The sequence below is a fragment of the Limnohabitans sp. INBF002 genome (assembly GCF_027924905.1).
Taxonomy (GTDB): Bacteria; Pseudomonadota; Gammaproteobacteria; order Burkholderiales; family Burkholderiaceae_C; genus Limnohabitans.
In genome coordinates, this window is sequence record NZ_AP027055.1 from 2,014,122 (window position 1) to 2,036,100 (window position 21,979).

25 protein-coding genes are annotated in these 21,979 nt (G+C 57.3%); 3 read left to right on the forward strand and 22 right to left on the reverse strand.

The features are described 5' to 3' along the window. Positions 1-7 precede the first annotated feature (7 nt). Positions 8-1,549, forward strand: coding sequence for a lysine--tRNA ligase (gene lysS / locus QMG15_RS10090; RefSeq protein ID WP_281788500.1), 1,542 nt, complete (start codon positions 8-10; stop codon positions 1,547-1,549). A 70-nt stretch (positions 1,550-1,619) separates the two neighbouring features. On the opposite strand, the gene QMG15_RS10095 is transcribed toward lysS, so the two are convergent. The 21 genes from QMG15_RS10095 to QMG15_RS10195 all read right to left on the reverse strand — a co-directional run bounded on the left by QMG15_RS10095 (position 1,620) and on the right by QMG15_RS10195 (position 19,495). Then, positions 1,620-2,006: a hypothetical protein gene (locus QMG15_RS10095; RefSeq protein WP_108358071.1), complete on the reverse strand. Its 387-nt coding sequence runs from the start codon at positions 2,004-2,006 to the stop codon at positions 1,620-1,622. Positions 2,007-2,010: 4 nt separating this feature from the next. After that, positions 2,011-2,973, reverse strand: coding sequence for a Bug family tripartite tricarboxylate transporter substrate binding protein (locus QMG15_RS10100; protein WP_281788501.1), 963 nt, complete (start codon positions 2,971-2,973; stop codon positions 2,011-2,013). A 29-nt stretch (positions 2,974-3,002) separates the two neighbouring features. Next, positions 3,003-3,212 carry a hypothetical protein gene (locus QMG15_RS10105; RefSeq protein WP_108358073.1) on the reverse strand — a complete coding sequence of 70 codons (210 nt, stop codon included), beginning with the start codon at positions 3,210-3,212 and terminating at the stop codon, positions 3,003-3,005. Positions 3,213-3,249: 37 nt separating this feature from the next. Further along, entirely contained in the window at positions 3,250-4,332 is a 1,083-nt protein-coding gene (gene nagZ / locus QMG15_RS10110) for a beta-N-acetylhexosaminidase (protein ID WP_281788502.1), read from the reverse strand. A gap of 16 nt (positions 4,333-4,348) precedes the next feature. Next, positions 4,349-4,744, reverse strand: a complete 396-nt coding sequence (gene acpS, locus QMG15_RS10115; protein ID WP_281788503.1) for a holo-ACP synthase — start codon at positions 4,742-4,744, stop codon at positions 4,349-4,351. Positions 4,745-4,752: 8 nt separating this feature from the next. Continuing rightward, positions 4,753-5,502: a pyridoxine 5'-phosphate synthase gene (locus QMG15_RS10120; RefSeq protein WP_281788504.1), complete on the reverse strand. Its 750-nt coding sequence runs from the start codon at positions 5,500-5,502 to the stop codon at positions 4,753-4,755. An 8-nt stretch (positions 5,503-5,510) separates the two neighbouring features. Further along, on the reverse strand, positions 5,511-6,278 hold the full coding sequence (recO, locus tag QMG15_RS10125; protein WP_281788505.1) for a DNA repair protein RecO: 768 nt from the start codon (positions 6,276-6,278) through the stop codon (positions 5,511-5,513). 16 nt (positions 6,279-6,294) lie between these two features. Continuing rightward, positions 6,295-7,302 carry a GTPase Era gene (era, locus tag QMG15_RS10130; RefSeq protein ID WP_281788506.1) on the reverse strand — a complete coding sequence of 336 codons (1,008 nt, stop codon included), beginning with the start codon at positions 7,300-7,302 and terminating at the stop codon, positions 6,295-6,297. Continuing rightward, complete coding sequence (gene rnc, locus QMG15_RS10135) at positions 7,302-8,027, reverse strand: ribonuclease III (protein WP_281788507.1); 726 nt, start codon at positions 8,025-8,027, stop codon at positions 7,302-7,304. Before rnc ends, era begins: the two co-directional genes overlap by 1 nt. Further along, positions 8,024-9,019, reverse strand: a complete 996-nt coding sequence (gene lepB / locus QMG15_RS10140) for a signal peptidase I (protein WP_281788508.1) — start codon at positions 9,017-9,019, stop codon at positions 8,024-8,026. The genes rnc and lepB overlap by 4 nt, the downstream gene beginning before the upstream one ends. Next, positions 9,019-10,827: a translation elongation factor 4 gene (lepA, locus tag QMG15_RS10145; protein WP_281788509.1), complete on the reverse strand. Its 1,809-nt coding sequence runs from the start codon at positions 10,825-10,827 to the stop codon at positions 9,019-9,021. Before lepA ends, lepB begins: the two co-directional genes overlap by 1 nt. Positions 10,828-11,285: 458 nt before the next feature. Beyond that, a complete protein-coding gene (locus tag QMG15_RS10150; RefSeq protein ID WP_281788510.1) occupies positions 11,286-12,770 on the reverse strand; it encodes a DegQ family serine endoprotease in 1,485 nt (494 codons plus the stop codon). 14 nt (positions 12,771-12,784) lie between these two features. Further along, entirely contained in the window at positions 12,785-13,219 is a 435-nt protein-coding gene (locus QMG15_RS10155; protein WP_281788511.1) for a hypothetical protein, read from the reverse strand. A gap of 10 nt (positions 13,220-13,229) precedes the next feature. Continuing rightward, positions 13,230-14,474 (reverse strand): beta-ketoacyl-ACP synthase II, encoded by a 1,245-nt coding sequence (gene fabF / locus QMG15_RS10160; protein ID WP_281788512.1) that lies wholly within the window; start codon positions 14,472-14,474, stop codon positions 13,230-13,232. Positions 14,475-14,490: 16 nt separating this feature from the next. Further along, the gene (gene acpP / locus QMG15_RS10165) at positions 14,491-14,730 is read right to left on the reverse strand and encodes an acyl carrier protein (RefSeq protein ID WP_104801359.1); all 240 of its coding nucleotides are present in this window, start codon (positions 14,728-14,730) and stop codon (positions 14,491-14,493) included. Positions 14,731-14,823: 93 nt separating this feature from the next. Beyond that, positions 14,824-15,567 carry a 3-oxoacyl-ACP reductase FabG gene (fabG, locus tag QMG15_RS10170; protein WP_281788513.1) on the reverse strand — a complete coding sequence of 248 codons (744 nt, stop codon included), beginning with the start codon at positions 15,565-15,567 and terminating at the stop codon, positions 14,824-14,826. A gap of 15 nt (positions 15,568-15,582) precedes the next feature. Then, entirely contained in the window at positions 15,583-16,533 is a 951-nt protein-coding gene (gene fabD / locus QMG15_RS10175) for an ACP S-malonyltransferase (RefSeq protein ID WP_281788514.1), read from the reverse strand. A gap of 19 nt (positions 16,534-16,552) precedes the next feature. Beyond that, a complete protein-coding gene (locus QMG15_RS10180) occupies positions 16,553-17,554 on the reverse strand; it encodes a beta-ketoacyl-ACP synthase III (RefSeq protein ID WP_281788515.1) in 1,002 nt (333 codons plus the stop codon). A gap of 12 nt (positions 17,555-17,566) precedes the next feature. Then, a complete protein-coding gene (plsX, locus tag QMG15_RS10185) occupies positions 17,567-18,598 on the reverse strand; it encodes a phosphate acyltransferase PlsX (RefSeq protein WP_281788516.1) in 1,032 nt (343 codons plus the stop codon). A gap of 75 nt (positions 18,599-18,673) precedes the next feature. After that, entirely contained in the window at positions 18,674-18,856 is a 183-nt protein-coding gene (gene rpmF, locus QMG15_RS10190) for a 50S ribosomal protein L32 (protein ID WP_100131470.1), read from the reverse strand. 99 nt (positions 18,857-18,955) lie between these two features. Continuing rightward, complete coding sequence (locus QMG15_RS10195) at positions 18,956-19,495, reverse strand: YceD family protein (protein ID WP_281788517.1); 540 nt, start codon at positions 19,493-19,495, stop codon at positions 18,956-18,958. A 26-nt stretch (positions 19,496-19,521) separates the two neighbouring features. Here QMG15_RS10195 and QMG15_RS10200 point away from each other — a divergent pair, with 26 nt between their 5' ends. Together QMG15_RS10200 and QMG15_RS10205 are read left to right on the forward strand one after the other, a co-directional pair. Further along, a complete protein-coding gene (locus QMG15_RS10200; RefSeq protein ID WP_281788518.1) occupies positions 19,522-20,127 on the forward strand; it encodes a Maf family nucleotide pyrophosphatase in 606 nt (201 codons plus the stop codon). Continuing rightward, complete coding sequence (locus QMG15_RS10205; protein WP_281788519.1) at positions 20,124-20,894, forward strand: SAM-dependent methyltransferase; 771 nt, start codon at positions 20,124-20,126, stop codon at positions 20,892-20,894. The genes QMG15_RS10200 and QMG15_RS10205 overlap by 4 nt, the downstream gene beginning before the upstream one ends. 98 nt (positions 20,895-20,992) lie before the next feature. Here the strand turns inward: QMG15_RS10205 and QMG15_RS10210 are convergent, their stop codons facing one another. Further along, positions 20,993-21,961, reverse strand: coding sequence for a S49 family peptidase (locus tag QMG15_RS10210; protein ID WP_281788520.1), 969 nt, complete (start codon positions 21,959-21,961; stop codon positions 20,993-20,995). Positions 21,962-21,979 lie beyond the last annotated feature (18 nt).

The window sequence follows — 21,979 nt, forward strand, 5'->3', positions numbered from 1 at the left end:
CCTTTAGATGTCTAACAACAACACCCCCGCCACGCCCGAAGCCGCTCCCGTCGACGAAAACCAACTCATGGCCGAGCGCCGCGAGAAGCTCAAGGTCATGCGCGAGCGCCAAGCCGCGGGCCAAGGCGTTGCCTTCCCCAACGATTTCAAGCCCGCGCACCACGCTGCCACCTTGCACGAGCTGCATGGCGACAAAACCGCCGAGGTGTTGACCGAAGAAGGCCAGTTCGCCAAAGTGGCAGGCCGCATGATGCTCAAGCGCGTGATGGGCAAGGCCAGCTTTGCCACGCTGCAAGACAGCACAGGTCGCATCCAGATTTACGTCACACGCGATGACGTGAGCGAAGAGCTCTACGCCGATTTCAAACACTGGGACTTGGGCGACATCGTGGCCTGCGAAGGTAAGTTGTTCAAAACCCGCACCGGCGAGTTGTCCATCCACGCCACCAGCATCCGCATGCTCACCAAGAGCCTGCGCCCCATGCCCGACAAGTTCCACGGCGTGGCTGACCAAGAGATCAAATACCGCCAACGCTACGTCGATTTGATGACCGATGAAACCGCTCGCAAGCGCTTCATGGCGCGCAGCAAAGCGGTCAGCGGCATTCGCGACTTCATGGTGCAACACAACTTCCTCGAAGTCGAAACGCCCATGCTGCACCCCATCCCCGGCGGTGCCAACGCCAAGCCGTTCACCACGCACCACAACGCGCTGGACCAAGAAATGTTCTTGCGCATCGCGCCTGAGCTGTACTTGAAGCGCTTGATCGTGGGCGGTTTTGAGCGCGTGTTCGAAATCAACCGCAACTTCCGCAACGAAGGCATCTCGGTGCGCCACAACCCCGAGTTCACCATGATGGAGTTCTACGCGGCGTATTGGAACTACCAAGACCTGATGCACTTCACCGAAGAGCTGGTGCGCGATGCCGCCATGAAGGCCGCTGGCACCACGCTGCTCACCTACGGTGGCAAGCCGGTGGACCTGAGCCAGCCGTTTGAGCGCCTCACGATTCGTGAAGCCATCCTCAAGCACACCGAAGCGGGCGACAACGTGGACAACGCCACATGGTTGATCAACGCCTTGCAAAAACTCGGTTTCAAAGAAGAGAAAGACAAACTCTCCACCCGCAGCTTGGCCAGCTTGCAAGTGATGTACTTTGAAGAAACCGTGGAAGAAAAGCTGTGGCAGCCCACCTTCATCTGCGAGCACCCTGTGGAAATTTCACCCTTGGCCCGTGCCAGCGACAACAAGCCCGATGTGACCGAGCGTTTTGAGCTCTACATCACAGGCCGCGAGTTCGGCAACGGCTTCAGCGAGTTGAACGACGCCGAAGACCAAGCTGCACGCTTCCACGCCCAAGTGGCTGCTAAAGACAGCGGCGACGACGAAGCCATGTTCTACGACCATGACTTTGTGCGCGCCCTCGAATACGGCATGCCACCCACCGGCGGCTGCGGCATTGGCATTGACCGTTTGATGATGTTGCTGACCGACAGCCCCAGCATCCGCGATGTCATTTTGTTCCCTGCTTTGCGCCGCGAAGCTTAAAGCGACTAGGCCCCAAAACAAAACGCCTCCTAGTGATTGACTAGGAGGCGTTTTTGTTGGTGCGTACAGTTTAGAAAAACCGGCTGAACACGACAGCACCTAAGCCCACAAACGCCAGCACCAAACCACCCACCATCAGGCGAAGGGTTTGACGCAGTCCGCTCACCGCAGCCACCAAGCCAGCGTTTTGTTCGGCCAGCTCGCGCACGGTGTGTGTGAGTTGGGTGTGGCGTTGCTGCAGCTCGTCAAGCTGCATATTCGCTGCAAGCAACCGGTTTTTCAACTCACCCAAGCTGGGCACATCGTCGTGTGCATTGGGTGTAGCCATGGGTTGTGGTGTCGCCTCTGCCCGCTTGCGGTCCATCAGCTCGCGGGCTTTTTCAAGCACGTTGGGCGCATGAGAAATCACATCCCCCCAGGGAATCACTTTGAGTGCAGAGAGCCAAGGGATTGCCATGGCGTTACTGGGGCTGAAAGCCACTGTTCTTGATCATCTTGGTCCACACCTGCGTGTAAGCGCGTTCACGTTGCTCCAACTGGTGCGAGTTCATGTAGCCCACAGTGAGGCCCATTTTGGTGAGCTGCTCATGCACATCGGGCATGGCCAACACTTTGGACAAGGCCACACCGAAGTGGTTGATAGTGGCTTGTGGTGTGCCTGAGGGGGCGAAGATGCCGTAGTAAGGCATGTCTTCCAAACCGCTCAAACCCAGCTCTGCAAAGGTGGGCACATCAGGCAGCGCCGCTTGACGCTTAGAGCCCAACACCGCCACCACGCGCACTTTGCCCGCCTTGTGGTTTTCAATGAAGTCAGGCACCGAGCCCACACCTGCGGCAATTTGGTTACCCAGCATGTCAGCCATCATCGGTGCGCTGCCGCGATATGGCGCAGAGATCAAATCGAGTTTGAACTTGTCGCCCACTACTTTCACCAAAAACTCAGGCGTTGACGCTGGAGCTGGAATGCCCACCGCTCCTTTGCCGCCTTGGGCCTTGACCCAAGCCACGTACTCAGTGAACGACTTGGCAGGTGTGCCGCCAGACACAGCATAGGCGTTCACAAAGGTGGCAAAGCCAGCCACGGGTGCAAAGTCGTGTGCAGGGTCGTAGCCTGGGTTCTTGACCACCAAGGGCAAGATAGAAATGGTGTGGTCGTGCGAGAGGAACAACACCGAGCCATCGGCAGGTGCTACTTTCAATGCTTGCGCTGCGAGTTGACCGCCTGCACCGGGTTTGTTCTCAACCACCACGGGGGTACCCAACTCGTCTTTGAGTTTCTCAGCCAAGATGCGGGCCACCGCATCGGTGCCGCCGCCTGGCGGAAAGCCAACCATCAGCTTGATGGGTTTGGCGTTTTGCGCCGCAGCCAAGCCACAGCTCAGGGCCAAGGCTAAAACTGCAAAGTGACGGCGAGAAGGAAACATGGCGGAACTCCTTATTGAAAACAAATAAATCAGACTTGATCTGGGTTAGCAGCTGGCACCACACCGTCTGGGTTTTGAGCGTGGTCAGGGTCTTGCTCGGGTGGCATTTCTGGGTTCTGGCCAAACTCGCCATCGGGCGAGCTCTTGCGCGCATCGCGTTCGCGCAATTTCTCTTCTTTCTTCTTTTTCTTGGCTAACTCGCGTTGGCGTTTTTCGTAGTTGTAATTGGGCGTTGCCATGTGAGCTTTCGTGGGTAGTGGTGAACGTATGTGCGCGTTAAGGCAACAAGTCCAAAGCCCGCAAGTATGCGGGGTGAGTCATCAGCGCGTCCCAAGCTAGCGGCGAAGTTTTGGGCAGCAGTGCGCGACGGCGTTGTTCGCTGGCGTCACTGGCATGCCATTGGTTTTTAACGAGGCGTTCGGTCAAGCCTTCGAGCATGTCATCGACCCCATGACCATTGCCAATGCTTTGGTTACACAAGAGCACGAGGTCGCAGCCAGCATTCAATGCCGCCACGCCCGCTTCGGCAAAGCTGACCGAGCGGCCTTCGATGCGACGTGCGCCTTCCATCGACAAATCGTCGCTGAAGATGGCGCCGTTGAAATGCAACTGACCGCGCAAGATGTCTTGCAACCAACGTGACGAAAAGCCAGCGGGCAAGGCATCGACCTTGGGATAGATGACGTGCGCGGGCATCACGCTGGTCAGCGTGGTGGTGAGCCACTGATAAGGCAATGCGCAGTCGCCCAAGATGGCTTTGAGGCTGCGCTTGTCGACCGGAATATCCACATGCGAATCAGCCTTCACAAAGCCGTGGCCCGGAAAGTGTTTGCCACAGTTGGCCATGCCCGCCAGCAACAAACCGTGCATGACGCTCTTGGCCAGCGTGGTAGCCACGCGTGGGTCGCGGTGGAAAGAACGGTCGCCAATCACACTACTCTCGCCATGTTCGAGGTCGAGCACGGGGGTGAAGCTGAAGTCCACACCACACGCGCGCAGCTCGCTGGCCAGCACATAGCCGCTGGCGGTGGCGGCGTCCATCGCTGCCATAGCGCCACTACCGGGCTGCCCCTTTTTGTCTTTCATCCACAGCTCGCCCAAGGCGCGCATGGGTGGGATGTGCGTGAAGCCATCGGTGCGAAAGCGCTGCACGCGCCCGCCTTCGTGGTCTACACAAATCAACAAATCGTCGCGCACAGCCTTGATGTCCGCACACAGCTGGGTGAGCTGTTGGCGGTTGGCCCAGTTGCGACCAAACAAAATCACGCCGCCTGTGAGCGGGTGTTTCAAGCGCGTGCGGTCAGCGGCGGTCAGCTGGGTGCCTGCGATGTCAAGAATGAGGGGGGCGTGGTGAGACATAAATCAGAGGTTCGTTTCAGCTGTTCTTTTCAACAACACAGTAACTGGTGGCGTAATCAGACTCATCGCTCACGCTGACGTGGGCGCTCAAGCCTTTGGCTTCAAACCAATCTTTGAGCACACCGTGCAAGACGATGGTCGGCTGCCCGCTGGGCAGCTTGGCCACTTCGCACAAGCGCCACGTCATGGGCATGCGCATGCCCAAACCCACCGCTTTGCTGAATGCCTCTTTGGCCGAAAAGCGCGTGGCCACATAGCGCACACCGCGCTCGGGCCAACGCTCGCTGCGGGCGCGGTAGGTGTTCATCTCGTTGTCGCTCAACACCTTTTGCGCAAAACGCTCGCCGTGCTTTTCTAAAGACGCACGGATACGGCGAATGTCGCAAATGTCGGTGCCGATGCCGTAAATCATTTATTGCCTTAAGCCTGCGACATGCACGCGTTGTAGGCGCGAACAGTTTCTGTGTAGCCCAGCTCTAGCGCGTCGGCAATCAAGGCGTGGCCGATGGACACCTCTTGCACGCCGGGCACGGTGGCGACGAAGGTGTGCAGGTTGTCGCGGTTCAGGTCGTGGCCTGCGTTGATGCCAAGGCCAGCCTTCAGGGCGGCTTCAGCGGTGGCTTTGAAAGCGGCCAACGTTGAAGCTTGTTTGGGCGTGCCATAGGTTGAGGCATAGGTCTCGGTGTACAGCTCCACACGGTCAGCGCCGACGGCTTTGGCCGCAGCCATGGCCTCAGGCACAGGGTCCATGAACAGGCTCACGCGCGCTCCAAGGGCTTTGGCTTCGGCGATGAGGGGCTTCAAGCGCTCGGCGTCTTGTGGAAAAGTCCAGCCGTGGTCGCTGGTGAACTGGCCTTCGCTGTCGGGCACAAAGGTCACTTGATGGGGGCGCACTTGGCGCACAAAGTCCATCAGGTTGTGAAACGGGTTGCCTTCGATGTTGAACTCGCGGTCGGGCCAGGCCTTGAGCAACGCCGCCAAGTCATGCACATCACCAGCGCGGATATGGCGCTCGTCAGGGCGTGGGTGCACGGTGATGCCCGCAGCGCCCGCCTCTAGGCACAGGGTGGCCGCACGCGTGACGCTGGGGATGCCCAAATGGCGGGTGTTGCGCACCAAGGCCACTTTGTTGAGGTTGACCGACAAGGCGGTTTTTGTGTGTTGGGACATGGCGTGAATCAAAGGGATTGCAGGTCAATCATCATCTGCCGAGTGCGCAGTGTTTTGACCCCGCAATGGTAGTGCAGCAAGGCCCGTAGCTGGCCCTGCAAGGCGTTGCGTTGCTCGGGTGGCATCTCGGCACACAAACGCAGCGTGGCGGTGAATGGCGCGTCTGTGGACAGGCTGTCGTGCAGCTGCAGCCACACGTTGCCAGCGAGGCCCGTGCGGTCTTGCGCGTTGTGGGTACGCAGGCCGCCTTCGGCCACCAGCACATACAAGGCATCGGGCTGCAAGGCCGCAAGCGTGAGGGTTTGGGCGTTGAGTTCGGGCAAGAAACCAATGTCGCGCAGCAGCAGCAATTCAAAGGCGCGCAGCGCAGGGGCAATCGTGCCTTCGTGGCCAGAGGCCAACACCTGAACCACTTGGCGGTACAGGTCAAACAAACTGGGATGCGGGTCGTCGCGTGCCAACAAGCGCAGCAGCAACTCATTGATGTAATAGCCCGACAGCAGCGCTTCGCCTGTGGGCATGATGTGACCGCCCACCCATTCAGCGCCCTTCAAGGTGCGAATTTCGGCATCGCCGGAATAGCTGACGTACAGCGGCTGCAAAGGCAGCAGCACAGGGCGAAAGTTAGAGCTGGGTTTTTTAGCGCCTTTGGCCACCAAGGCCACCCGACCAAAGTGGCGGGTGAAGGTTTCCAAAATCAGGCTGGACTCGCTCCAGTCGTAGCGGTGCACCACGAACGCAGGCTCGTCCTGAATGCGGGGAATGCCCCGCGACATGGTGAAGGTGCTGGATTTACTCGTAGCCAAAGCTACGCACCCGCGCTGCATCGTCGGCCCAACCGGAGCGGACTTTGACCCACAGCTCTAAGAACACTTTGGCGTCGTAGAGCTTTTCCAACTCGGTGCGGGCTTCCATGCCCATGCGCTTCAAGCGCTCACCTTTGTCGCCGATGACCATGGCTTTGTGACCATCGCGCTCCACCACGATGGTGGCGGCAATACGCACCAAGCGTTTGACGCCTTTGGTCTTGCCCTTTTCTTCTTCGAACTTGTCGATGACGACGGTCGAGGTGTAAGGCAATTCGTCACCGGTCAGGCGGAACAATTTTTCACGCACCATTTCGGCGGCCATGAATTTTTCGCTGCGGTCGGTCAGCTCGTCAGCGGCGTACATCCAGGCTTGCTCGGGCAGGTATTTTTCGGCGATGCCCAAGAGGCGCTGCACATCTTTGTCGTTTTTGGCCGACATGGGCACGATTTCGGCAAAGGGGTGGCGCTCTTGCATGGACTGCAGCCACAGCATGATCTCGGGACGGTTTTTCATCGTGTCGAGCTTGTTCGCCACCAAGATGGTGGGAATGCCAGGCGCGAGCAGCGACAGCACTTTTTCGTCAGCGGGGGTAAAGCTACCTGCCTCGACCACCAAGAACACCACGTCCACATCGCCCACAGCGCCTTGCACGGCTTTGTTGAGTGATTTGTTCAAGGCGTTGCCGTGGATGGTTTGAAAACCAGGCGTGTCCACAAACACATATTGCGATGCGCCTTGGGTGTGCATGCCGGTGATGCGGTGACGCGTGGTTTGCGCCTTGCGTGAGGTGATGCTGATTTTTTGGCCCACCAACGCATTGAGCAAGGTCGACTTGCCCACGTTGGGTTTGCCCACGATGGCAATCAGGCCACAGCGTTGGTCGGCAGGCGCCACCACCGCTTGGCTGGCCACGACACGGTTGCCTTTGCTGGCAGCCAGCATGGCGTCGATGTCTTGAAGGGATTGTTCGTTTTTTGGAGGAGTCGCCATTATTTGAGCCCGTTGTCTTTGATGATTTGGAGCATGGCTGCTGCGGCGGCTTGCTCTCCTGCGCGGCGCGAGCCGCCAATGCCACGCTCGCAGCGGGCCAGTTCGGGAACTTCACATTCCACGTCAAAGGTTTGTTTGTGCGCCGCACCCAAGGTGCCGACCACACGGTAGATAGGCAGCTTGAACTTACGCGCTTGCAGCCATTCTTGCAACTCCGTTTTGGCATCTTTGCCAACCGCTTGCATCTCGGGGTTCACCTCGACCTTGGAAAAAATGCGTTGCACCAAGGCGTCTGCGGCTGCATAGCCTGCGTCAAGGTACACCGCACCCAGCACAGCCTCTAAGGCATCGGCCAAGATGGAGGGGCGCTTTTGGCCACCCGAATTCATCTCGCCTTCGCCCAATCGCAAGATGCCCGACAAGCCCAGCTCAACCGCCAAATGGTGCAACGTGTCTTGCTTGACCAAGTTGGCGCGCACACGCGAGAGGTCGCCTTCGGGCAAAGTGTTCAGGCGTTGGTACAGCAAATTGGCAATGGCCAAATTGAGCACCGAGTCGCCCAAGAACTCCAAGCGTTCGTAGTGGTCCGAGCTGAAGCTGCGATGCGTCAAGGCCTGCGTGAGCAACGCAGGGTTTTGAAAGGTGTACGCGAGACGCGCTTGAAGCGTCTCAAGGATGTGTTGTTGAGACGGGCTGGGTCGGTCTGAGCGTGCGCGTGAGGTCATTGAAATGCGCCGATGCGCGAGAGGCTGCCAAAGTTCATCCAAACAAAGAAGGCTTTGCCCACAATGTTTTTCTCTGGCACAAAGCCCCAGTAGCGCGAGTCGAGTGAGTTGTCGCGGTTGTCACCCATCATGAAGTAGTGGCCGGCGGGTACTTTGCAGGTCACGCCTTCGACGGTGTAGCGACAGTTGTCTTTGAACGCAAAGTCGTCAGCGCCCGGCACGAATGAGGGGCGGTCTTTGTCATTCAGCAAATTGTGGGTACGCACGCCAGTCATCTCGCTTGACTTGCTACCCAAGGGCAGCTTTTCTTCAAACTGAGAGATGTAGCGCATGCTGTCTTCTTCAAAGAAATCGGTGCGAACTTCTTTGCTCACAGCTTGGCCATTGATGGTAAGTTGCTTGTTCAGGTAAGCCACTTCGTCACCGGGCACACCGACCACACGCTTGATGTAGTCGAGGCTGGGCTTGGGTGGGTAGCGGAACACCATGACGTCACCACGCTGCACGGGATTGCCGTCCGTCAGCTTGAGGTTGAGCACGGGCAAGCGCACACCGTAGTGGTATTTGTTCACCAAAATCAAGTCGCCCACCAACAAGGTGGGAATCATCGAACCGGATGGGATTTTGAAAGGCTCAAACAAAAAGGAGCGCAACACAAACACCACGGCGATGACGGGGAACAAACCCGCTGTCCAATCCAGCCACCAAGGCTGCATGTACAGACGCTCTTTGGCCTCGGTCACATTCACATCGGTCTGAGCAATGCCTTGGGCATGCAACTCGGCGGTGCGCTTGTCAGCTTGCGCTTGCAGTGCTTCAGCCGCGGCTTTGCGCTGAGGCAAGAAATAGAACTGCTCGGCCAACCAGTAGATACCGGTCACCACGGTGGCCATGAACATGAGCAAGGCAAAGTTGCCCTCAATCATGCCCACATACCAAAAACCAGCGTAGCCCAGAAAGGCGGCCAGTACGAATGCGGTCAACGTCGCCATTAATCCTCCACCTGCAAAATGGCCAAGAAGGCTTCTTGTGGAACCTCAACTGAGCCAATTTGCTTCATGCGTTTTTTACCTGCTTTTTGCTTCTCAAGCAGCTTGCGTTTGCGGCTGATGTCGCCGCCATAGCATTTTGCCAGCACGTTCTTGCGCAAAGCCTTGATGGTCTCGCGCGCAATGATGTTGGCACCAATGGCGGCTTGAATCGCCACGTCATACATCTGACGGCTGATGATTTCGCGCATCTTGGCTACCACCGCACGGCCACGGTACTGCGACTGCGAACGGTGCACGATGATGGACAAGGCATCCACCTTCTCGCCGTTGAGCAAGATGTCGACCTTCACCACATCCGAGGCGCGGTACTCTTTGAACTCATAGTCCATCGAGGCGTAGCCGCGTGAGACCGATTTGAGTTTGTCAAAGAAGTCGAGCACGATTTCGCCCAAAGGCATTTCGTAGGTCAACATCACTTGGCGACCGTGGTATGCCATGTTCATTTGCACGCCGCGCTTTTGGTTGGCCAGTGTCATCACCGCGCCCACGTAGTCTTGCGGCATGTACAAGTGCACCGTCACGATGGGTTCGCGAATTTCGTGCAACTTGCCTTGGTCAGGCATCTTGGATGGGTTTTCAACCATCACCACTTCGTCACCAGGCATGACCACTTGGTAGACCACGCTTGGCGCGGTCGTGATCAAGTCTTGGTCAAACTCGCGCTCCAAGCGCTCTTGCACGATTTCCATGTGCAAAAGCCCTAAGAAGCCACAACGGAAACCAAAGCCCAGCGCTTGCGACACTTCGGGTTCGTATTGCAAAGACGCGTCGTTGAGCTTGAGCTTTTCCAGCGCATCGCGCAGGCCGTCGTATTGGTTGGCTTCAGTGGGGTACAGACCCGCAAACACCTGAGGCTGAATTTCTTTAAAACCAGGCAAGGCTTGTTCAGCAGGGCCTAAGTTGTTGGGCAGTTTCTTTTCCAAGGTGATGGTGTCACCCACCTTGGCGGCTTGCAACTCTTTGATGCCCGCAATGATGTAGCCCACTTGACCGGCTTCGAGCGACTGACGTGGCTCGTTGCCCGGGGTGAACACGCCCAGGTTGTCGGCGTTGTAGACAGCCTCTGTGGCCATCATTTTGAAACGCTCGCCTTTGCCTAAACGGCCATCGACCACACGCACCAACATCACCACACCCACGTAACTGTCAAACCAGCTGTCGATGATCATGGCGCGCAGCGGCGCGTCTTTGTTACCTTGGGGCGGTGGAATTTTGGCGACCACGGCTTCTAAGATTTCGTCGATGCCCAAACCTGTTTTGGCTGAGCATGGAATCGCGTCGGTGGCATCAATGCCAATGACGTCTTCAATTTCTGCCTTCGCGTTCTCTGGATCGGCGTTGGGCAAATCCATCTTGTTGAGCACGGGCACAACCTCGACACCAAGGTCGAGTGCGGTGTAACAGTTGGCAACCGTTTGCGCTTCCACACCTTGAGAAGCATCGACCACCAGCAAGGCGCCTTCGCAGGCAGAGAGTGAACGCGACACCTCATACGAGAAGTCCACGTGACCCGGTGTGTCGATCAAATTCAGGTTGTAGACCTGACCGTCTTTCGCTTTGTATTGCAGCGCAGCGGTCTGTGCCTTGATAGTTATCCCACGTTCTTTTTCGATGTCCATCGAGTCGAGAACTTGCGCTTCCATGTCGCGCTCTTCAAGTCCTCCGCAACGCTGAATCAAACGATCTGCGAGCGTAGATTTGCCGTGATCGATGTGGGCAATGATTGAAAAGTTTCTGATGTTATTCATCAACGGGGACACTTAAGTGATTGAATTCAAAGGGAGAGCGCCATGAAAAAAGGGCGCGTCATGTGCTGACGCGCCCAGAACCAACAAGCAATGGCAACTGCATAAGTTGGTAGTTCATTGTAGGCAAAAACCCGGATTTGCACAGCGGTCTCAACACGACCGAGGCCTCGTTGCGGGTTCGCAACATGAATTTATCCACAACTTATTAACATTTTGACAAAGGGGTTTTGGGGCAACTTGTGGGTGATCTGTGGATCACCTGTGGAGTCAGTCAACCAATCCCGTATCGTGGAGTTTTGGGCTTGCGATATATCGCAAAAACGCATTCAGCCCCTCAATTCTATACAAAAAGGGCTTGAACACTTTATTTAAGTTAGCGAGTACCAACTTAAAAACTATTTTTAGGATCTCAAAAATATTTTGAGAATCACCCTGATTCCCGACTTTGGCCTAGGGGTTTAACGCAGGGGTCGAATCACTGTGTATTGCGCCCATTCGCCACGGCGAATCAAAAGGCTCACAGGTTTGCTGCGATCCAGCTTGGCGGTCAGGGCTTCGAGGGTCTGCACATTGGGCGTTTCGATGTTGGCCAAGGCCAAAATCACGTCGCCTTCTTGGATGCCAGCACGCGAAGCAGGCTCGGCCACGGCATCCACACGCACGCCGCCGCCGCGCAATTTGAGTTCTTTTTTCTGCGCATCGGTGAGTTCGCTCACCGTCAAACCCAGCACCTTGGTCACGGTGCCCGCCTGCGGCTTTTCTGCGGCTGCGGCTTTCTTCACGGGTTTGTCGGCTTCAAACTCACCCACGGTGATCTGCATGTCTTTGACACTGCCGCGTCGCCACACTTGAATGGCGCTGCGGGTGCCTGGCTTGGTGTTGCCCACCATGCGTGGCAAGTCGCTCGACTTGTCGATGGTCTTACCTTCGAACTTCAAGATGATGTCACCCGGCTCCAAGCCTGCTTTCTCGGCGGGCGAGCCTTGCTCGACACCGCGCACCAACGCACCCTGCGTTTTGGACAAGCCCAGTGATTCAGCGACATCTTTGCTCACTTGGTCAATCTGCACGCCCAAGCGGCCACGCTGCACTTTGCCAGTGGCGCGCAGCTGTTCGCTCACACGCACCGCTTCGTCAATCGGAATAGCAAACGAGATGCCCATGAAACCACCCGAGCGCGAATAGATTTGGCTGTTGATGCCCACCACCTCACCGCGCATGTTGATGAGCGGCCCGCCTGAGTTGCCAGGGTTGATGGCCACATCGGTTTGGATGAATGACAAGTAGTCGCCCGTGTCGCGCTGCTTGGCACTGACGATGCCGGCGGTGACGGTGTTTTCCAAACCAAAGGGTGAGCCAATGGCCATCACCCACTCACCCACTTTGAGACGGCTCACATCGCCAATCTTCACAGCGGGAAGGCCTGTGGCTTCGATCTTCACCACGGCCACGTCTGTACGCTTGTCCATGCCCACGATGCGTGCTTTGAATTCACGCTTATCAGGCAGCGTGACCAACACCTGGTCTGCCCCCTCCACCACGTGCGCATTGGTCATGACGTAGCCATCGCCCGACAAGATAAAGCCCGAGCCCACACCTTTGGGTTGCGCCTCTTCGGGCTGGCCACGGTTGGGGCGTTGTTGACGCGGTCCGTTGGGCGTATTGGGTGTCGGCATGGGCACACCAAAGAAGCGGCGGAAGAACTCTTGCATTTCCGCATCCTGATCGCTGCTCTGTACATCACGAGGTGCGGCTTTCTCCATCGTGCGGATGTTCACCACCGAAGGGCCCACCTGCTCGACCAACTCGGTGAAGTCTGGCAAGCCGCGCACCCCTTGTGCATTCACGGGCTGGACCAGCGCCATAGTCAAGCCCGCGCCCCACAACGAGGCGCACAACAAACCAACAGAGACAGAACGCTTGAACGCGAATGGACGTGCCATGATTTTTTCCTTCACTACATTTCAAAGCGCTGGTACACAGCGCGACGCAAATCTTGCCAACGGACGTTTGACTGTTGAGCTTCTAACCAAAGCCAAGTTGGCGATGCTTGGAGTGTGTCAGATGCGGGCTGCCAGCGCAAAAGCAAGGCCTGCTGCATATCGCAAGCCACATGCACCTCCCCCAACGCATCGTCAATCGCGTCACCGCGACCGTGCAAGCACCAGACTTGACCATTCCAACTCAAAGTTCCGGTGAACTGCAACGATTTCCCACCCCACACCGAGGCCAGCACCACACACAAGCCGCTCAAAGCCATGGTGACGCTGAAGGGCTGTTGGTACGACCAAGCCCCCAAGACAGCCAACGCAGCAATCAGCAATCCCATAAAACAGGTACGCTGAAAAGCACAACGCCCCACCGGATACGAGACCGATGGGGCGTTGTGCATGGCGAAAACCTTAGATGCGTTTGAAAACTAACGCGCCGTTGGTGCCGCCAAATCCGAAGTTGTTTTTCAGAGCGACATCAATCTTCATATCGCGCGCGGTGTTGGCGCAGTAGTCCAAGTCGCACTCGGGGTCTTGGTTGAAGATGTTGATGGTGGGTGGGCTCTTTTGGTTGTGGATGGCCAAAACCGTGAACACACTCTCAATACCGCCAGCGCCGCCCAACAAGTGGCCAGTCATCGACTTGGTGGAGTTCACCACGGTCTTCTTGGCGTGATCGCCCAACGCCGCTTTGATGGCGTTGGTTTCGTTGATGTCGCCCAGCGGCGTGGAGGTGCCGTGTGCGTTCAAGTAATCGACTTGATCGGCATTCACACCGGCGTTGCGCAGCGCACTGAGCATGGCGCGGCGTGGGCCGTCCATGTTGGGGGCTGTCATGTGGCCGGCGTCAGCGCTCAAGCCGTAGCCACCCAACTCTGCATAAATCTTGGCACCGCGTGCTTTGGCGTGTTCGTACTCTTCGAGCACCAACACACCCGCACCTTCGCCCAAGACGAAACCATCGCGGTCGCGGTCCCAAGGACGTGAAGCGGTCGCAGGGTCGTCATTGCGGGTCGACAAAGCACGCATGGAAGCAAAGCCACCGACGCCCAAGGGCGACATGCAGCATTCAGAACCGCCAGCAATCATCACGTCGGCATCGCCGTACTCAATGTGGCGACCGGCTTCGCCAATGCTGTGCAAGCCTGTGGTACAGGCTGTGACCACGGCCAAGTTAGGGCCCTTGAAGCCGTAACGCATGGACACGTGACCGGAAATCATGTTGATGATGGACGCTGGCACGAAGAATGGCGAAATGCGACGTGGACCTTTGGCCAACAGTTCGCTGTGCATGTCTTCAATCAGCGGCAAGCCGCCAATGCCAGAGCCGATCACGACGCCAATGCGCGTCGCTTCTTCTTCGCTCAGGGCTTCGCCCGTGGCCAAGCCTGAGTCTTGAACCGCTTGCATCGCCGCCGCGATGCCGTAATGAATGAACTTGTCCATGGCACGCGCCTCTTTCGGGGCGATGTATTGGTCAAGGTCTAAATCTTTCACTTCACCAGCGAAATGGCAGTTGATTGCAGACGCATCAAAACGGGTGATGTTCGCAATGCCAGATTTACCAGCTAAAAGATTGGCCCAAGCGTCAGCCACCGTGTTACCCACGGGGCTGATACAACCTAGGCCGGTCACGACGACGCGACGACGGCTCATGCGGTGTTCCTAGTAGTTAGGCTTTTTTGTGGGTCAACGCGTAGTCAATCGCGTTTTGCACGGTGTTGATTTTCTCGGCATCTTCGTCTGGGATTTCAATACCAAACTCGTCTTCCAATGCCATCACCAATTCCACTGTGTCCAAGGAGTCGGCGCCCAAATCAGCCACGAAGGCTTTTTCGTTGGTAACTTGAGACTCTTCAACGCCGAGTTGTTCGGCAATGATTTTTTTGACACGCAGTTCGATATCGCTCATGGATTCCCTCTAAGGGTTGTGAATAAGACCGCTATTTTAACCGGACGGACTGACCGTATTGATTCTGTTTGGCTTCTTTGTCAATTCATGGCTTTAAGCCATGAACATGCCGCCGTTGACGTGCAACTCTTGACCCGTCACATAACTGGCGTGTGCGCCAGCCAAATAGGCCACGGCGTGTGCAATGTCAGCAGGTTTGCCGAGGTGTCCCAGAGGGATTTGGCCCAGCAAGGCTTTTTGTTGTTCTTCGGGCAACGAAGCCGTCATGTCGGTTTCGATGAAGCCTGGGGCCACGCAGTTGACCGTGATGCCACGGCTACCCAACTCGCGCGCCAAAGCGCGGGTCATGCCTGCCACACCGGCCTTGGCCGCTGCATAGTTGGCTTGACCGGGGTTGCCCGATGCGCCCACCACGCTGGTGATGCTGATGATGCGGCCGTAGCGCTGTTTCATCATGGGGCGAATCACGGCGCGTGACACGCGGAACACAGCCTTGAGGTTGGTGTCCAGCACGGCATCCCAGTCGTCATCCTTCATGCGCATGGCCAAGGTGTCGCGGGTGATACCGGCGTTGTTCACCAACACGTGCAAAGCGCCGTGGTCTTTGGTGATTTGGTCAATCAAAGCTTCGACAGCGGCGCCGTCGTTCACATTCAAATTCGCACCACGGCAGCCTGCGTGGGCAGACAAAGCTTGGCTAATTTTGGCTGCGCCGTCGTCCGACGTGGCCGTACCGATGACCAAGTAGCCTTGTTGGGCCAACTCTTGGGCAATGGCTGCGCCGATGCCGCGCGAAGCGCCGGTTACCAAAGCAATGTGTTGTTTGTTGTCGCTCATGTTCTTCTCTTCTGATTAAGCAAGCGCAGTTTTGACTTCAGCCAAGCTGGCGGGGTCAAACAAAGGCAAGCCAGTTAAATCTGCGTCGATGCGCTTGACCATGCCAGCCAAAACCTTGCCCGGGCCGCATTCGACCAAGGTGGTCACGCCGCGCGCCTTGATGGCGGCCACGCACTCGACCCAACGCACAGGGCCAAAGGCCTGGCGATAGAGCGCGTCGCGGATGCGGTCGGCATCGGTTTCAACCGCTACATCAATGTTGTTCACCACGGGGATTTGCGCTGCGGCAAATGAAGTGGCTGCTAATTTTTCTTTCAGACGCTCGGCTGCTGGCTTCATCAAGCTGGAATGGAAAGGTGCAGACACAGGCAAAGGCAGAGCGCGCTTGGCACCGTTGGCTTTGAGCACTTCGCATGCTTTTTCAACAGCGGCTTTGCTGCCAGCAATCACGGTTTGGCCGGGGTCGTTGAAGTTCACGGCCTCGACCACTTCGGCAGAACCTGCGCCAAACGTGGCTTGCGCTTCAGCACAGCCCGCAATCACTTTGTCGGCAGGCAAGCCCAAAATGGCAGCCATCGCACCTGTGCCCACAGGCACGGCCTCTTGCATGGCTTGCGCGCGGAAGCGCACCAGCGGGGCAGCTTGCGCCAGCGTCAACACGCCAGACGCGACCAAAGCTGAGTATTCGCCCAAAGAGTGGCCAGCCACCACACTTGGCACAGCGCCGCCTTCAGCCAACCAAGCACGATAAGCTGCCACGGCAGATACCAACATCACGGGTTGCGTGTTGGTGGTCAAGCCCAAAGCTTCTTTAGGACCTTCGTGGATGAGCTTGGCAATGTCTTCGCCCATGGCGTCAGACGCCTCGACCAAAGTTTGCGCCACCACAGGGTTGTCGCCCCAAGCGTCGAGCATGCCGACCGATTGAGAGCCTTGACCTGGAAATACAAAAGCAAATGAAGTCATCACGTATCCGGAAAATTTGTTACAGCTTGACAAGCACCGCGCCCCAAGTAAAGCCGCCGCCCACGCCTTCAAGCATGAGGGTCTCGCCTTTTTTCACTTGACCGCTACGCACGGCCTTGTCCAATGCCAATGGAATGGACGCAGCCGAGGTGTTGCCATGATCGTGAACGGTCAAAACCACCTTTTCCATAGGTAGTTTCAGCTTTTTGGCTGTGCTTTGGATGATGCGGATGTTGGCTTGGTGTGGAATCAGCCAATCGATGTCGCGGTCCGTCAAGCCTGCTTTGTCGAGCACGGTGCGTGCGGCGCCTTCCAGCAGGCCCACGGCCAACTTGAACACGGCTTGGCCGTCCATCTTGAGCACAGGGTCGCCCAAAATGTTGCCATTGCGCACGTGGCCTGGGACGCACAAGATGCCCACATGCTTGCCATCGGCGTGAATGTCAGTGGCCAAGATGCCGGGCGTCTCAGACGCTTCCAGCACCACCGCGCCAGCGCCGTCACCAAACAACACGCACGTGGTGCGGTCTTGGAAGTCGAGCAAGCGCGAGAAAATTTCAGAACCCACCACCAAAGCACGTTTGGCCGAGCCCGCGCGAATCATGGCGTCGGCCACCGTCAGCGCGTAAATAAAGCCACTGCACACGGCCTGCACGTCAAACGCGGGGGCGCCCGCAATCCCAACAGCCTCCTCGTCCAACTGCGCCAGCTTGTGCTGCAAGATGCAGGCGGTCGATGGGAATACCATGTCTGGGCTAGACGTGGCCACAATGATGAGGTCAATGTCTTGGGGGCGGCGACCCGCGGCGTCGAGGGCTTGTTTGCAAGCCTCAAAAGCCAAGTCGCTGCTGTTCATCTCTGGTGCCGCGAAATGGCGGGCACGGATGCCTGTGCGTTCAACAATCCATTCGTCAGAGCTTTCCACACCTTGTGCGGCCAGTTCTGCGACCAAGTCTGCGTTGGTCAACCGGCGGGGTGGGAGAAAACTTCCGGTGCCAGTGATTCGGGAGAAAAGGGTCATTAATCAGGTGGCTCAGGCCGAGGCGTCTGATTGTCCTAGGGCTAACAAAGGAGCCGCATGGGCAATGCGTGAACGCACACGTTCGAGCAAGTTATGGTGGGCTGCATCATACGCGCGGTTCAAAGCAGTACCAAAGGCCACATCATCGGCGGAACCGTGGCTCTTAAAAACAATGCCATTCAAACCCAAAAGCGCGGCGCCGTTGTAACGGCGGTGGTCTACCTTGTCTTTGAAATCAGAAAGAACAGGATAAGCAAAGATAGCCGCAATTTTGGTGAGGATGTTACGCGTAAACGAATTTTTCAGTGTTTCACTGATCTTGTGCGCCAAGCCTTCGCTGGCTTTCAAGGCCACATTACCGACAAAGCCATCGCACACGATCAAATTGACCGTGCCTTGGTAAATGTCGTTACCTTCGACGTTGCCATAGAAGTTCAAATCACCAGAATTAGCCGCAGTTCGCAGCAGTTCACCTGTTTTTTTGATAACTTCGTTGCCTTTGATGTCTTCTTCGCCGATGTTCAACAAACCCACCGTGGGGCTTTCAATGTTGTCAAGCACCGAAACCAGTGCTGAACCCATGACCGCGAACTGCAACAAATGCTGAGGCGTGCAATCCACGTTGGCCCCCAAATCGAGCATGGTAGTGCCGCCGCCTTTGAAGTCGGGCATGCGACCCGCAATGGCTGGACGGTCAATGCCGTCGATGGTTTTGAGCACATAGCGTGCGATCGCCATCAAAGCGCCCGTGTTACCTGCAGATACCACCGCTTGGGCGGCACCGCTTTTGACCTGCTCAATCGCGACGCGCATAGACGAGTCTTTTTTGCGGCGCAAGGCAACTTCGATGGGGTCGTCCATGGCCACCACGTCGGAGGCCGCGACCACTTGAGCTCGGGGGTGTGAAAAAGACGACAACGCATCGGGCAGACCCACCAGCAAGAGCTTGGCGTCTGGATGCGTGTCTAAGAAACGGCGACAGGCCACGAGCGTGACACGTGGGCCATGGTCGCCACCCATGCAATCAACAGCAAGAGTGGTCATGCAGGTTTCTTCTCGTCAAAAAAACAAAAGCCCGAGGCGCCTAAGACAGCCACGGGCCAATGAAGAATGAAGTAATTAAGCTTCAGACTTGGTCTTCAACACTTTGCGACCACGGTAGAAACCGGTGGGGCTGATGTGATGACGCAAGTGGATTTCACCAGTCGTTGGCTCAACGGCTGTACCTGGGGCTGTCAACGCTGTGTGAGAGTTGTGCATGCCGCGCTTGGAAGGAGATTTTTTATTTTGCTGAACAGCCATGATCGGCTCCTGGAACTAAATGTGGTTGATCATTGGGCCACAAACCAACCGGGGTCAGCGTGACACGAAGCCTAAGATTATAGCCCAACTCCCCAGGTTTCAGTGCCTGCGCGTTTTGAGCGATGCCAACACGGCAAACGGGTTGGGCTTGGCCTCAGACAAGATGGCCTCCTCTTCTGGCGAAGTTGGCGCCTGCTCACTCAAACATGCAGGATGCATAGGCACCAAAGGCATGCTCATCAGCAACTCATCCTCAATCAACGCCATCAAATCGAAGCTGTCTTCCAAGACCAACAGGTCTTCTTCCGACTCGTCGTCTTCCGCCAAAGCCGTGGCTTCATCGGCCACAAAGCGGAAATCTTGCTCAATCAGCAACGCCACCGGCACGGGGTGCAAACAGCGTTGACACGTCAAAGGCACGGTCGCTTTGGCTTCGAGGTGCAACCACGTCGCGTCTTTGCCACTTTGGTCTGGGTCGAGGGCACCTTGCGCCGACCACGACACATGACCCGTGACCTCGCCACTGCAGTCTGCGGCCAAGCGCTCAAACTCGACGAGCGGTGTGTCGCCCTCCAAATGCATTTGCGCTTTGGCAAAGGCTTTGACATCGAGGGCGTGAAGATTCTTTGGTTTTTGCATGCGCGCCAGTGTAAGAGAATCCACCCATGTCTATTGCTCAACGCGCCCTGATTTTGGGCTCTACCTCCCGTTACCGCCGTGAATTGCTGCAACGCTTGCGCGTGCCTTTTGACGTGGTCAGCCCCGAAGTCGACGAAACCCCGCTGCCAGACGAAACCCCACAAGCCCTGGCCACCCGCTTGGCCTTGGCCAAAGCCAAAGCTGTGGCCGCGCTTCACCCCCACGCCGTGGTGATTGGCTCAGACCAAGTGGCCGACCTCAACGGCGAACCACTGGGCAAGCCCGGCACCCATGAACGCGCCGTGCTGCAACTGCAACGCATGCGCGGCCAAACCGTGGTGTTTCAAACCGCCGTGTCAGTGGTGTGCCAAGCCAGCGGCTTTGAACAAACCGAACTCGCCCAAATCAAGGTGCGCTTTCGCGACCTGAGCGACGCTGAAATCGAAGCCTATTTGCGCGCCGAAGAACCCTACGACTGCGCAGGCAGCGCCAAAAGCGAAGGCCTGGGCATTGCCCTGCTCGACGCCATCGACAACGACGACCCCACCGCCCTCATTGGCTTACCCATGATTCGCACCGCCCGCTTGTTGCGCGCGGCTGGCATTGACTTGCTGGGAGCGATGAAGCCATGACAGCGCCAACCCAAAAAGGCACGCTCTACCTCGTGCCCACCCCACTGGACTTTGGCTGCGACACCCAAGCCCCCATCACCGATGTGCTGCCGCAAGAGACCTTGCGTGTGGCCGCCGGCGTGACGCACTGGATTACCGAAAACGCCAAAAGCACCCGCGCCTTCTTGAAGCGCGTCGATGCCCATGTGCCGCTGGCCCAAACCATCCAAGAAAACACCATCACCGAGTTGCCCCGCGAGGTGCACAAAAAAGGCGACCACACGGGCGACTTTGACGCCAAGCCCATGCTCAAAGCCGCGTTGGCTGGCCACGACGTAGGCTTGGTCAGCGAAGCGGGCATGCCTGCGGTGGCTGACCCTGGCTCGTCCGTGGTGCGCGCTGCGCATGAGCTGGGCATTCGCGTCGTGCCGCTGGTGGGCCCTGTGTCATTGCTGCTGGCCTTGGCCGCGAGTGGCTTGAACGGCCAAAACTTTGCGTTTGTCGGCTACTTGCCGCAAGACGGCGCGGCCCGCACCCAGCGCTTGCGCGAGCTAGAAGGCCTCGCTGCCAAACACGGCCAAACTCAGATGTTCATCGAAACACCCTACCGCAACCAAGCCCTGTGGGATGCGCTGGTGAACGGCCTGCAAGGCAACACCCGCTTGGCACGCGCCAGCGGTTTGACCATGGCCAGCATGCAGGTGCAATGCAAAACGGTGCAGGCTTGGCGCAGCGCGGGCAAGGCGCAAATCTCGGGTGAGCCGACTGTGTTTTTGATTGGCAAGTGACGCAGCACAGCACCATGAAGAAAGGCTCCTTTCGGAGCCTTTTTCTTTTATAGCAACAGCGAGCAAGTCGCTGGCCATCTATGAAATATCAGCGCAAGTTAACGCACTTGGGGCATGGTCTGCATGGCCCGCACCGCACCTTCGCCAATGGCAGCGCCAAAGCGTTTCGCCAAGCGCTCGGCCACGTTGTCATGACGGGTGTAGTCAATGATGTCTTCGGCTTTCACGATTTCGCGAGCCACGTAGTCAAGGTTGCCCAAGCCATCAGCCAAGCCGAGCTCCACCGCTTGCTCGCCGCTCCAAAACAAGCCACTGAACAACTCGGGCGTTTCTTTCAAGCGCTTGCCACGGCCATCGCGCACCACTTGGATGAACTGTTGGTGAATTTGGTCGAGCAAGGTTTGTGCGTGTGCGCGTTGGGGTTTGGTTTGTGGGCTGAAGGGGTCAAGGAAACCTTTGTTCACGCCCGCCGTCATCAAGCGGCGCTCCACACCGAGCTTGTCCATCAAACCCGTGAAACCAAAACCGTCCATGAGCACACCAATGCTGCCCACGATGCTGGCTTTGTCCACGTAAATTTCATCAGCCGCCACAGCGATGTAATAAGCCGCCGAAGCACATGACTCTTCCACCACGGCGTACACCGGCTTTTTGTGCTTTTCTTTCAAACGACGAATCTCATCGTTGATGATGCCCGCTTGCACAGGGCTGCCGCCGGGCGAGTTGATTTGCAACACCACGGCTTGCGAGCCTTCGTCTTCAAACGCAGCGCGCAAAGCGGTAACCACCCACTCGGCGCTGGCATCGGCACCATCGGCAATCTCGCCTTTGATGGCCACCACAGCGGTGTGCGGCTGGCTGGGGCTGGTGCCACCGACGCCGCCTTTGTGCATGCCCGTCCAAAGCAACACGACCACCAAAGCAAACCAAGCCATGCGGAAAAAGATGCGCCAGCGGCGGCTGGCACGTTGCTCGGCCAGGGTGGCGAACGCCAAGCGCTCCAAGGTGTCGCGCTCCCACACTGTTTTGTGGCTGGGGTTTTCGGGGTTTGCGTGATGTTCAGACATGTCGGGAGGTTTTCACAA